We start from the raw sequence: 12,811 nt of genomic DNA on the forward strand, positions 1-12,811 counted from the left end.
GGAGCTTACAGCAAGTTCTTGATAATGCTATCAACCGTAATGCCTTCGGCTTCGGCTTTAAAGTTCCGCACAATCCGGTGCCGCAGAATAGGATAAGCTACAGCTTGTACATCTTCTATATCCGGCGAATATTTGCCGTTGAGCAAGGCATTGCACTTAGCGCCCACAATTAAATGCTGTGAAGCCCGCGGGCCAGCGCCCCATTCTAAATATTGGCTGGCTTGCGGCGCACCCATTGGGGTATTGGGCCGGGTTTTATGCACTAAGCGCACAGCATAATCAACCACGTTATCTACTACCGGTACCCGCCTAACTAAGTGCTGATAGGCCATAATATCATCGCCGTGTAACACATTTTCGATGGTATTTCTGAGATCTGAGGTGGTGTTTTTTACAATCTGCAGCTCCGATTCAAAACTGGGATAATCCAGGTTGATGTTAAACATAAACCGGTCTAATTGGGCTTCCGGCAACGGATAAGTACCTTCCTGCTCAATGGGGTTTTGGGTAGCCAACACAAAGAAAGGCCGCTGCAAATCGTAACGCCGGCCAGCTACCGTAACCGAATATTCCTGCATCGATTCGAGCAAGGCCGCCTGGGTTTTTGGCGGAGTCCGGTTAATTTCATCGGCCAGAATAATATTGGCAAATACCGGTCCTTTTACAAACTGGAAGTTCCGGTTCTGATCCATGGTTTCGGAACCCACAATATCCGAAGGCATTAAATCGGGCGTAAACTGGATGCGGTTAAACGAAAGATCCAGCGACGACGCAATGGTTTGAATGAGTAGGGTTTTAGCCAAACCGGGCACACCTACCAACAAACAATGTCCTTGCGAGAAAATGGCGGTTAGTACTAAGCGTACCACCTCATCCTGCCCAATAATAATTTTAGAAATTTCTTTATTAAGGCCCAAGTAGGCCTGGTGCAGCGAATCGGCTGCTTCTTTGTCCGAATTAAATTTCCTCATGCGGCTTTAAAAGAGATTGCCTTGCAAGATATCACAATTATTAAATTCTGGATCGATATCGATGTAAACCGTGTTTTTATTTTTTTCGAACCAATCCGATAAGGCTTTTCTTCTTTTCTCATTTAAAGCATAAGTTGCCAGTTTCTGGTAATCGTCTTTTAGGTTTGCCTGATGTGGAGGCGTATTAGATTTCAGGTAAATAATGCGCATGGCCTGTTTGCCGTCTTCGGTGCGGTACTCCAATGGTTTGGTAATGCTGCCTACCTTCATGGTATCAATAATAAAGAAAATAGACGGATCTACCTGATCCAGGGGAATAAATGTACTCCGGTCGCGGGGGCTCATCATTAAACCACCGTTGTCTTTAGTAACTTTGTCATCCGAAAAATCCTTAGCTGCTTTCGAGAAAGAAATGCTATCGCTCTGGATACGGGCGCGGAGCTTATTTAGTTCGGCCGCAGTGGCTTCCATGTCAATATTGGTGCTGTTGGGCTTCAGCAAAATGTGCCGTGTATTGTATTCTTCGCCCCGACGTTCGATTAATTGAATCAGGTGGAAACCAAATTGTGATTCTATTACATCGGTTAACTGACCGGGTTCTAATTTAAGAGCGGCTGCTTCGTACTCCGGTACTAATTCGCGCTTCTTAAAAAAGCCCAGTTCGCCGCCTTTGGCCGCCGAACCCGGGTCTTCGGAATATTGCGTGGCTAAAGTGGCAAAGCTTTCACCAGCCTGAATGCGTTTTTTTAGTTCGAGTAAGCGGTTGCGTACTTCGTCTTTCTGCGTTTTACTTACGCCAGCTAACTTCACAATCTGACCAATTTCTACTTCGGTAGAAAAATATGGCAAGCTGTCCTGCGGAATTTTATTGAAGAATTTTTTTACATCGTTAGGCGTAACCGAAAGCTTCTGGGTAATTTCTCCCTGCATTTTTTCGGCGATTAACTGCTCTTTTATGGGTTTGCGCAAATCGTCTTTTATTTGCTTAATGCTTTTGTTGTAGTACTCTTCCAGTTTTTGTTCGCTACCAATCTGCGAAACAAAGTAAGCCATCCGTTGGTCCAGGGTACCTTCAATGGTTTCCTGGTCTACTACCACCGAGTCTATTTCGGCGCGGGCTACTAATAATTTTTGCTGCACCAGCGCCCGCAAAATATCACAACGGTCCTGATCGCTGAGTTTTTTCTGCGCTTGGGCTTCTTCCTGGGCAACTGCCGTTTGCAAATCGGAGCGCAAAATAATCTGGTTATTAACTTTTACAATAATGCCATCCAGGGCTTTGCTGCGTTGCTGCGCCCAGGCAACTGAAGTTACTAAAAGTAGAACCAGCGAAAAAAAAGTGTGTTTACTTAATATTTGTAAACCTGATTTAAATATCATCGGAATTAAATAAATATTTGGTAGCAGCTAAGCTTTTAATTTAAGCTAAAATCTACTGATATGTAACGTTTTATTTAAGAGAAAAATTTTATTTCCGTCAGAAAAGCAAAGGTACCTAAATATAAGCACAAAATAAAAACGCTGCGGATTAGGCAGCGTTTTAACATCCAGCTATTTATTTTTTTACTAATTTATCTACTTCGGCCTGGTTTACTTTTACCGGATAACGCTGGCGCAGTTCTGTTACCCATTGTTTTTCCAGGTAATTCTGGTAATCGGAGGTAGCTATGCCGCGGGTTTCGTTCAGGTTTTTGTAGCCCGGTGGCAATATTTTATGAACCTGCACCAGGTAAAACCGGCCATCTTGCTCCAGGGTATAGGTGCCTTCCTGCCAATTAACCTTATCCAGAATCTTACTTTCGCCTTTTCCAAAACGCCGGTTTGTTACCTGCAGCGCCAGCGGGTTGTTTTCGTTAAATACTTGTTCCAGCACTTTTACATCTTTAGAGTATAAATCTAAGGTAACGGCGCGTTGGCGATTACCGGCGGGCGTATTATTTATACTAACCTGCGCTGCCGGTACGCCTTTATTAAGTAAGTAGCTGCTTACTTGGCTGGCGCGCTGCTGCACCAAGGTATTTTTGCGGGTAGCTTCGCGGGCATCTGCCTGGCCGGTTAATATTACCGATAAATTTGGGTCGGCGGTTAACCGGTTGGCGAGTTCATCGAGTTGGGCAGTGGCTCTGGCCGAAAGCGTGGTGGCATTAGCTGCAAATAAAACAGGGGCTGGTTTATTTTTACGTGCCTCGTAGCGGCCAGCGTTCAGTAACGGTTGCGCCTTTTCCAGAATTTGTTTATTTGCGGCACTTAAAATAGTGGCTTCGGCCCGGGTATCCCATTTATAATTTTCCCGGTTCTGATCAAAAAATGTTTTTAGGCCAACCGTATCCTCAATGGCTTTAGACCAAACTTTTTCATCCATCAACTGAAAAAGTAAAATGCCTTCGCGGTATTCCTGTACCAGCATTTTATAATCTAGGTGTTTGTTTTCGAGGTTTTCTTTTTCGTAGTTCAGCAACGATTGTTCGGCAAAGCCATCGTAAAGCAATTGCATGGCGTGGGCCGGCGAAGTTTTAGGCTTTGGTTTCTGGTTTTGCTCGGCGTAATCGAAAAAATCTTTTACCCGGAAGTTTTTACCCTGAATGCTAAACAAAGGCGTATTGGTTTCTTTCTCCGGAAAGCGGTTTTTCCAGGAACCTTTTACCAAAGAAGAATCGGCTTTGCCCAGTGCATATTGTTTGGCTGCCGGTATTTCCAGAAAATTATTTTCGGTTTTAATGCGCTTAATAAAAGCGGCTTTGTTTAGTTCCGAACGCGAATCTTTGGCTACGCGGTTGCGCAAAGAAGTTTCCATGTCGTCGTAAGAAGGCAGGCTGCGCCGTTCAACCAGTTTAATAATATGCCATCCGTAGGGCGTTTGTACTGGTTTTGAGATATCGCCGGGTTTGGCTAGTTTAAAAGCTACTTCCTCAAAGCTAGGTAACATGCGGCCCGTACCAAACCAAGGCAGTTCGCCGCCGTTCTGGTTAGAGCTTACATCTTCCGAAAATTGCGCTACCAACCGGTCCCAGTTTTCTTTACGGACCACGCGGGTATATATTTCGTCAATTTTTCTTTTAGCAGCTACTGAATCAGCTTTGGGCATACCCGGTGTGGCCCGCACCATTATATGCGATACTTTTACTTCGCCCTGGGCCGGCCGTACGTTGTTTACTTTAATTAAATGGTAGCCAAAACGGGTGCGAACCGGGTTAGAAAGTTGCCCAACCGGCGTTTTATAAGCAGCATCCTCGAAAGGATAAACCATTTGCAGCGCCGTGAAATAACCCAGGGTGCCGTGGTTTTCTTTTGCAGATGGATCTTCGGAATAGGTTTGCGCGAGTTTATTAAAATCTTCGCCGGCCAGAATGCGTTTGCGCAGGTCTAATATTTTGTTGTAAGCCGCTAGCGTGTCTTTGGGTTCGGCATCGGGGGGCACGTTAATTAAAATATGCGAAGCATTAATTTCCTGCTTCATCCGGTCGTATGCTTCCCGGATTAATTTTTCGGTTACGCTTTTTTCGGTAAGGTAGGGCTGTGCCAGTTGCTGCTTGTACCCGTCCAGTTCCCGCCGGAAGGCCAGGGTGGTATCGAGCCCCCGGCTTTCGGCATCCATTACTTTTAGTTTAAAGTTGGTATAAAGGTCTAAATATTCCTGCACACTGGCCTGGGTGTAGGCGTTTTCGGCGCTCCCATTGTTTTTGTTATAAACGTATTGGAATTCCGAGGTATATACCGGTCGGTCGCCGAGGGTAAGAATAACAGGTTCTTTGCTGGCTTGCGGTTGCGCACCTTTACAACCCACCAGAAGCAACGCGGCAGCGCCAAAATAAAAAAAGCTTTTACGCATAGAAAGAAAAGGATACCCGATAAGCTGGGATAAATTAACAGAAAATAATGCTGACTGCAATTTTACTAAATATTTAATTATTATAAGTAATTAGAGTAGTGGTTAATGCCAGATAGGTAACGAAAAAATTAATGGAAAATTTAAATTTAATTGGCGTAGGAGTGAGTGGTAATATTTCTGACGGAAAGGTACTGAATTGTTTGGGGTAAATTAAATTATTGAGGTATAAAAAAATCCTTAAGCAAGCCCAACAAAAATATTGGTGTTTAAGGATATTTGTGAAAATGGTAAAGTATAGTGTAGAGAATTTTAATCAGTGGCAAGCTTACCTTTAAAATTTAAATAGTATAACTAACTTTTTTGTACAGCCGGCAAATATTGCTGGTGCCCTGGGTGGTAAATTCTACCTTATCCATTATTCTTTTAACCAAAGCTACCCCCATTCCGCCTTTGCCTCCTTCCGAAATAATTTTTTTTAAATCGGGTTCTTTGTAGTTTTTTTGGTTAAACGAGTGGCCATTATCTGATAACTCAAATAAAAAGGTATCTCCGGTCTGAAATATAGCCAGCTTTACGTACTTACTTTCGTCCTCCTTGTTGGCATGAATAATTAAATTGGCTGTAATTTCGTCTACAGCCAAAATAATCTGGTTTAATTCTTTTTCCGTCAGGGTATAAGGACTAAGGTAGTTTGTTACAAAATCTCTAACTACTTTCAGGTTACTCTTATTACTTTTAATCCTGATCGAGTTATTCATTCGAAACGGTCATGGCTTCGTCGTAGGTCGAGACAATGGTCATTAGCAGGTCGAGCCCCAGGATCTCGAAAACGTTTTTAACTTTTTCCTGCATGTTAAAGAAAATGAGTTTGATCTGCGCGTCTTCGAAACGCTGCAAATGAGAGATGAATACGCCCAAACCGGCCGAAGAAATGTAATTAAGATGCTCACAATCAACGAGTACCTTGTTGAAGAGCATGATTTCTGGTTTTGATAATTCTTCGTCTAATAATACAGAAGAACTTGCATCTAATTCACCGTTTAAGCTAATGGTGATCGTTTTGTCTTTGATTTCTTGTGTTATTTTCATGGCCATTTTATTACGTCAAGCGGAAAAGTTTGGTTGAACATTTCTGAACTTAATTACTAGTAGTGTCTGGTCATCGTGAATGGGCATATCCTGACTAAATTCAGTAACGTCCTGAACAACAGCGTTCTTTATGTCGTCTGCTTCCAGATGATAGGTCTGCGCAAGCATCTCGCGCAAGCGGTCTTCACCGTATTCCTCCTGGTTTTTGTTACGGGCCTCCACAATGCCGTCGGTATAAATTACCATTACATCGCCCGGGTTATAATCGTAGTGCATGTTATGAATGCGCTTGCTGTAGTTCTGATCCCGGATAATGCCCAAGCCCAATCCTTCGGTGTTAAAGTAAAAGGTTTCTTCGGTCATGGAGTTGTAATACAGCGTATGGCAATGACCGGCCCGGGCAAAAAATATTCCTTTTAATTTATAATCAATTATATATAACGAACTGGTAATAAACGAGGTTCTTTCGAGGCAGTGGGTAAGGGCATTATTGGCTTTTACCATAAATTTTACTGGCTCCAGATTATCCTGCATCAGGCCATGAAATATGCCTTTCATTTGGGCCATGTGGAAAGCCGCCGATATTCCTTTACCCGAAACATCGCCAATAATAATAGCAATCCGGCCTTCGCTTAACTGCAGAAAATCGTAAAAATCGCCGCCTACTTCTTTTGCCGCCTGAGAAAAGCAACTAATCTCAAACCAACTGTCGCTGGGGAAGGTTTTGGGAATAAGGCTCTCTTGTACGGTGCTGGCAATTTTAAGCTCTTCTTTGTAACGCTCGGTTTGCAGCGCTTCTTCGGCCAATTGTAAGTTCTCAATAGTAAGGTTGGTTTGGCTTACAAAAGTCCGGATTACATTAATGGTTTCCCGATCAAAGCCTTGCTCCACATCTTTTAGCAAATACAAAACGCCAAAGGTACGTTGCGCTGTGCGGAGCGGTGTTACAAACAAAGATTTATACGGCAAGCGGAGGCGCTTAAACTGGCTGTTATCTAAATTATTATTTACATAATCGAGATTACTGGCCACCGGGCTTTGTACTTCCTGCCGGATTTGGGCAATACTGTTTTCTGCTATGTTAAAGGTTTCTACAATTTCTACTTCTTCTTCGTGCAACAATTCCAGCCAGCCCGCATCGGTGTCGGAGGCGTTAACGGCGCTTTCAAAAAATGTTTTAAAAACCTGGGCCTGATCTTCGCCTTGCTGAATAAGTTGGGTTAAGCGCTGAAAGTTTAAGAGATCGGCTCTTTTTTGCTCAAAAACGGATGCCGTAGGTAAGCTAAATATGGCTACCAACAAAGAAAACGCCGGGTACAACACCACAAACAAAGTAATTAACCGGATAAAAGGATTATCCAGGAAAGTATTGTACACGGGTGTATTCAGGTGTAAATCGACGAATATTTTAATGAAAATTAAGGTGCTCGCCAGTATTACCAGCAGCAACAAAATAACCCGCCATTTTTTTGCACCAGGAACGTAAGCTACCCACTTTAAATGAAAGCTCAGGAAAACCACAAAAATGGCCAATAAAGGCTGCAGCGGAATAAAAATAAAATCCAGAAAATCTAACTGAAACAGCGACAGGAGCAGAATAACAAAAAGTGCACCTTCAAAAAGCCGCCACTCAAATACCAAAGCCTTTGTTTTCTGATACAAAAGTAACTCGTGCCAGATGTAAAATGCTTTGGCTATAAAGAATACAAAAAAGCCAAAGTTGAGGGCATATAACGTTGTAGAAAGGTAAAATTCGTAGCCGGTAAAATAATGATGTGCCCACTGGTAGCCAAAGTGCAGCACTGCGCAAACATAGGCAGTTATGCCCCCCCGGAAAAAGAGCTTCCAGAGGTAACCTAGTAAGTCCAGCCCCTTATAGCTATTTACCCGAATGCGCTGCAGCATAAAAACAGCCAGCACAAAAACAGCTTTTATGGCATACGAGAAAGTTTCGGTAAGGCTGGTGGCAGCAGTGCTCTGGCCAATTTTTACCGGATACAATAATGAACTTCCTACCAGCAACCCCCAGCTTAAAACCGCAATAAAAATAAGATATTTTTTAAGCTTTATTTGATCTGGCATGTATTACCGGCTCTTCTTTTTTTTGCGACAATTAAGTTGCTTAATATTTATTTAAAAAATTGAGGACATAAAAAATTATTTTTGGGAAAGGGGCAGTTTTGTAATAACCCAAACCCACCATACAGGAGCAGCCTAGGTAATCCGGAAAACTATCCTTCTCCCAAAAATAAGTCTAAATATATAATAAATTATCTATTTTTTAGCGACTATAATTTGGCGCTTCTCTAATTATCTGAACATCATGCGGATGGCTTTCGCGTAAACCAGCACCGGTAATTTTAACCATTTGGGCTTCCTGGAGTTTATCAATGGTAGCTGCCCCGCAATAGCCCATACCGGCCCGAACGCCGCCTACTAACTGATAAAGCACTTCGGCCACCGCGCCTTTATAGGGTACCCGGCCCACAATACCTTCGGGTACTAGTTTTTTCATGTCGTCTTCGGCATCCTGGAAATAACGGTCTTTCGAGCCATCTTCCATCGCTTCAATCGAGCCCATACCCCGGTAGGTTTTAAACTTACGGCCTTCGAGCAACAGCATTTCGCCGGGAGCTTCTTCGGTACCGGCTAGTAAAGAACCAATCATCACCGTGCTGGCGCCGCCGCCAATTGCTTTTACAATATCACCCGAAAATTTAATACCGCCATCGGCAATTACCGGAACACCAGTACCTTCCAGACCACGGGCCGCTTCCATTACGGCCGATAATTGAGGCACCCCAATACCCGCAATAATACGAGTGGTACAAATACTTCCGGGACCAACGCCAACTTTAACGGCATCGGCTCCGGCATCGGCCAGGGCTTTGGCACCTGCGGCAGTAGCTACGTTACCGGCAATTAAATCTAACTTCGGAAATTGTTTTTTTATTTCTTTTACCGCATCCAGTACGCCTTGCGAATGACCGTGCGCAGTATCTACACTAATTACATCTACGCCGGCTTCTACCAGGGCGGCTACCCGGGCCAGGGTATCGGGAGTTACACCAACAGCAGCGCCAACGCGCAAACGGCCAAACTCGTCTTTACAGGCATTAGGCCGATCTTTTCTTTTCAGGATATCTTTATACGTAATTAATCCTTCCAGTTTACCGTCGCCGTCTACAATCGGTAGCTTCTCAATGCGGTATTGCTGCAATATATCTTCGGCTTCGGTCAGGCTGATTCCTTTTTTTGCGGTAATCAGGTTGTCGCGGGTCATTATTTCGGCAATCGGCTGCGTTTTGTCTTTCTGAAACCGAATATCGCGGTTGGTTATAATGCCTACTAGTTTTCGGTCGCCGTTGGTAACCGGTATACCACCAATATTATATTCCCGCATCAGCTTTAGTGCATCGCCCAGCACCGCTTTTTCATCTAGTATTACCGGGTCCAGGATCATGCCGCTTTCCGAACGTTTTACTTTCCGGACCATGTTGGCCTGTTTTTTAATGGACATGTTTTTATGGATGATGCCGATACCGCCTTCGTGGGCCATTGAAATAGCCAATTCCGCCTCGGTTACCGTATCCATAGCGGCCGAGATTAACGGAATATTTAGCCGGATGTTGCGGGTGAGCGGGGTAGAGGTGTCGCAGTTGCGGGGTAAAACCTGGGAATAAGCCGGGAGCAGAAGCACATCGTCGTAAGTCAGGGCTTCAAAAATTATCTTGGATTGGGAGGAAGACATTGCAAATACGTTTTGTTATTTGCCGTGTAAAGTTACTATAAATTTTGGAATTGGCAGCATTTATGGAATAATAATGTTTGGAATTAAGAAAGTACTGGATTTCTTTTGAAAGATTACACCTTTCAATGTAGAGGTGCTAACTAATATTTACAGGTCTAAGTCGCCTCCTGCCCGGCGGGACCCGTTTGGTCATTCGGGCTGCTCATCTTTCCTTTGCTCGTACCTCGCAATGCTGCGCACCGGAAAGCTGAAAGGCCCTCATCGCCCAAACTGCTGTCAGTTACCCGTAGCCAAAGCTTTTCTCCCTTCAGCTAATACTATATACCTTAAATATTAAGCATAATAAGAAAAGCCAATTCTATAATCCACCGACTGGGCTTAAGCGTTGGCGGAGCTCCCCGCCTATTTTAGGAGGGGCTGGGGGTGGTAAAACCAACAACCAACAACCAACAACCAACAACCAACAACCTCAATACACCGGCATGGTAGGGTCTATTTGTTCGGCCCAGGCGTGGATGCCGCCTTTGAGGTTGAGCAGGTTTTTATAACCAAAACGTTGCTGTAAATATTGCAGGGCCTGGGCACTGCGGAAACCGTGGTGGCAAACCAAAACTACAGTTTTATCCTGGGGAATATTTTCGATATTTTTCGGTATTTCAGCTAATGGAATCAATACAGAAGGTAAGGCACAAATTTCGTACTCAATCGGTTCCCGCACATCTACTAATAAGATATCTTCGCCGGCGACCATTTTTTTACTAAGTTCAGTTACTGTAATTTCGGGCAGCATACTTCAATTATCAGGGAACAGTTAATCAATTAACGTTTAATAATAGGGATTCAATTAATTAGTAAATGAATAATTTCGAAATAGTGGGGGCAATAACCGGACTCTTGTGCGTGTGGTTGGCTGCCCGGCAAAATGTCTGGACGTGGCCTATTGCCCTGATAAGTGTTATTTGCTATTTCATTTTTTTCTACCAAATACAATTGTATGCCGATATGTGGCTGCAGGTATTCTTTTTGGGTTCTAATTTATACGGCTGGTACGAATGGCTTTACGGCGGCAAAAATAAATCGGAGTTGCCGGTTACGCGGCTGCAACCAAAGCAAATTGGATTGGTGGTAATTACCGGAATAATTACGAGTGTATTGCTGGCGCTGTATTTTCAAAGCTTTACCGATGCTTCTTATCCGTGGCTCGATTCAATATTGGCTGCTTTTAGTGTATTAGCCCAAATATTACTTACCCGTAAAAAAATTGAGAACTGGATAATCTGGTTGGTGGTCGATATTTTTTACGTGGGTTTGTACTGGAAAAAGGAAGCCCACCTCACGGCAGGCCTTTATTTTATATTCCTGATTATTGCGGTCCAAGGATTTTGGGAATGGCGGAAGTCGATGCGATCGCCGGCGCCGGTTGTTTAAATATTATGCTTTCACCACGGAGCCATCGAGCAAATCAATAACCCGGGAGCCGTAGGTGGCGTTCTTCTCAGAATGGGTTACCTGAATAATAGTGGTGCCTTCCTGGTTCAGGCGTTGAAAGAGTTCCATTATTTCTTCGCCCTGGCGGGAGTTGAGGTTGCCGGTAGGTTCATCGGCCAAAATCAATTTGGGCGAGGCTACTACTGCCCGGGCAATTCCTACTAATTGCTGCTGTCCGCCCGAAAGCTGCGTGGGAAATAAATCTTTTTTACCAACAATATTAAATTTATCCAGAATATCGGCCACTTTGGCTTTGCGGTCCGAAGATTTTACGTCCTGGTAAAGCAAGGGCGTCTCAATATTTTCGTAAACGGTTAATTCATCAATTAAATGATAACTCTGAAATACAAACCCGATAAAACTTTTGTGGAGTTGGGTGCGCTCTTTTTCCTTAATCTTATGTACCGGCTTGTCTAAGAAATAATATTCGCCGCTGGAGGGCTCTTCCAGCATACCAATAATATTCAGCAGCGTCGATTTTCCGGAACCCGATGGGCCCATAATGGAGATAAATTCGCCTTCCTGTACTTCCAGGTTAATGTTACGGAGCACGTAGGTGCGCGAGAAACCACTGGCGTAATATTTATCGATATCTTTCAGGGTAATCAGCATAGATTTATTTTGGTATATATAGGTAAGCGATGGTAAATTATATTTTCGAAACGGAATAAAAAAATACCCTGACCTAATAATTTTGGAATTTCGGGCCAGGGTATTTTAAATATAAATAGTTATTTACATCCGGTAAGCTAATTCGGTGGTGCCACCCGAAGTGCTTAGTTTTACCGGAATGCCGCCGCCATTTACCCGACCTTTCACCCGGTTGGTTTCGGATTCGCCGTCGAAGTTGGTAAGTGTAGTTTTTACGCGGTTACCGCTTAAATCTAAGTCCAGGCCCTGACCTTTAGGTACGGTAGCATGAACGCTGCCGCCGCTGGTGTGCAGGTTTAAATATTTGCCCAGTTGGGTTACATCGGCGTGAATGCTGCCGCCACTGGTGCGGGCATCAATATCGCCGGCTACTTTTTGCAGTTGAATGCTGCCGCCCGAAGTCCGGGCTTTTAACGTGCCCCGGGCATCCGATAACACAATAGAGCCGCCGCTGGTATTAGCATCCAGGTTGCCCTGGTATTGGTTTAATGTAATACTGCCACCGGAAGTGTTGGCTACCGCATTACCCTTAATATTTTTTAGGGTAATGCTGCCGCCGCTGGTTTTGGCTTCCTGCGAGCCGGTAAGGTTGGCCAGGCTAATGCTGCCGCCGCTGGTGTTTAATTTGGTAGCAATATTTTCGGGTATCTGTATTTCAAAAGAAACATTCAAAGCATCATCGTTATTCCATTTCCAGTTTTTTTCTTTGCGTTCGGCTACAGCGTAAACGGTATTGCCTTCCTGGCGCACATCAAACGTATATTTATCCAAGGCTTCTTTAGAAGGGGCTTCGTTGCGATTGCGCCAATTGGCCGGCCGCACAAACATTTCTACCTTAACCTGGTTGCCCGCACTACCGGTAACTTTAATGCTGCCACCCGAGGTTTTGGTTACCAGGTTGCCGCCGTTGTTTAAACTAAAGTTTTTAACCAGATAAGGTTTTTGTTTATCGTCTTGGGAAAAAGCTAATAGGGTAGTAGATAGTACCGCTGCCACAACAACCAGGGCAAAGATTAATTTTTTCATAGTGAT

11 protein-coding genes are annotated in these 12,811 nt (G+C 43.9%); 1 reads left to right on the plus strand and 10 read right to left on the minus strand.

Annotated features, from left to right (window positions below):
* Positions 1–5: 5 nt before the first annotated feature.
* The 8 genes from F0145_RS02345 to F0145_RS02380 all read right to left on the minus strand — a co-directional run bounded on the left by F0145_RS02345 (position 6) and on the right by F0145_RS02380 (position 10,430).
* Positions 6–971 (minus strand): AAA family ATPase, encoded by a 966-nt coding sequence (locus tag F0145_RS02345; RefSeq protein ID WP_150086473.1) that lies wholly within the window; start codon positions 969–971, stop codon positions 6–8.
* Between the two features lie 6 nt (positions 972–977).
* Complete coding sequence (locus tag F0145_RS02350; protein ID WP_150086475.1) at positions 978–2,351, minus strand: peptidylprolyl isomerase; 1,374 nt, start codon at positions 2,349–2,351, stop codon at positions 978–980.
* 175 nt (positions 2,352–2,526) lie between these two features.
* Positions 2,527–4,800 carry a peptidylprolyl isomerase gene (locus F0145_RS02355; protein ID WP_150086477.1) on the minus strand — a complete coding sequence of 758 codons (2,274 nt, stop codon included), beginning with the start codon at positions 4,798–4,800 and terminating at the stop codon, positions 2,527–2,529.
* Between the two features lie 338 nt (positions 4,801–5,138).
* Positions 5,139–5,558 carry an ATP-binding protein gene (locus tag F0145_RS02360; RefSeq protein WP_150086479.1) on the minus strand — a complete coding sequence of 140 codons (420 nt, stop codon included), beginning with the start codon at positions 5,556–5,558 and terminating at the stop codon, positions 5,139–5,141.
* The gene (locus F0145_RS02365; protein WP_223815771.1) at positions 5,551–5,895 is read right to left on the minus strand and encodes an STAS domain-containing protein; all 345 of its coding nucleotides are present in this window, start codon (positions 5,893–5,895) and stop codon (positions 5,551–5,553) included. The genes F0145_RS02360 and F0145_RS02365 overlap by 8 nt, the downstream gene beginning before the upstream one ends.
* A 9-nt stretch (positions 5,896–5,904) precedes the next feature.
* Positions 5,905–7,971, minus strand: a complete 2,067-nt coding sequence (locus F0145_RS02370) for a PP2C family protein-serine/threonine phosphatase (RefSeq protein ID WP_150086481.1) — start codon at positions 7,969–7,971, stop codon at positions 5,905–5,907.
* Between the two features lie 199 nt (positions 7,972–8,170).
* Positions 8,171–9,640, minus strand: a complete 1,470-nt coding sequence (gene guaB, locus F0145_RS02375) for an IMP dehydrogenase (protein WP_146894416.1) — start codon at positions 9,638–9,640, stop codon at positions 8,171–8,173.
* A gap of 469 nt (positions 9,641–10,109) precedes the next feature.
* Positions 10,110–10,430 (minus strand): rhodanese-like domain-containing protein, encoded by a 321-nt coding sequence (locus tag F0145_RS02380; RefSeq protein ID WP_223815772.1) that lies wholly within the window; start codon positions 10,428–10,430, stop codon positions 10,110–10,112.
* 65 nt (positions 10,431–10,495) lie between these two features.
* On the opposite strand from F0145_RS02380, the gene pnuC reads away from it, so the two are divergent.
* The gene (pnuC, locus tag F0145_RS02385) at positions 10,496–11,068 is read left to right on the plus strand and encodes a nicotinamide riboside transporter PnuC (protein ID WP_150086483.1); all 573 of its coding nucleotides are present in this window, start codon (positions 10,496–10,498) and stop codon (positions 11,066–11,068) included.
* 3 nt (positions 11,069–11,071) lie between these two features.
* Here pnuC and F0145_RS02390 read toward each other — a convergent pair whose 3' ends face one another.
* Positions 11,072–11,737, minus strand: a complete 666-nt coding sequence (locus F0145_RS02390; RefSeq protein WP_150086845.1) for an ABC transporter ATP-binding protein — start codon at positions 11,735–11,737, stop codon at positions 11,072–11,074.
* A gap of 126 nt (positions 11,738–11,863) precedes the next feature.
* Positions 11,864–12,805 (minus strand): DUF4097 family beta strand repeat-containing protein, encoded by a 942-nt coding sequence (locus tag F0145_RS02395; protein WP_150086485.1) that lies wholly within the window; start codon positions 12,803–12,805, stop codon positions 11,864–11,866.
* Positions 12,806–12,811 lie beyond the last annotated feature (6 nt).

It is taken from the genome of Adhaeribacter rhizoryzae (assembly GCF_008629685.1).
GTDB lineage: Bacteria > Bacteroidota > Bacteroidia > Cytophagales > Hymenobacteraceae > Adhaeribacter > Adhaeribacter rhizoryzae.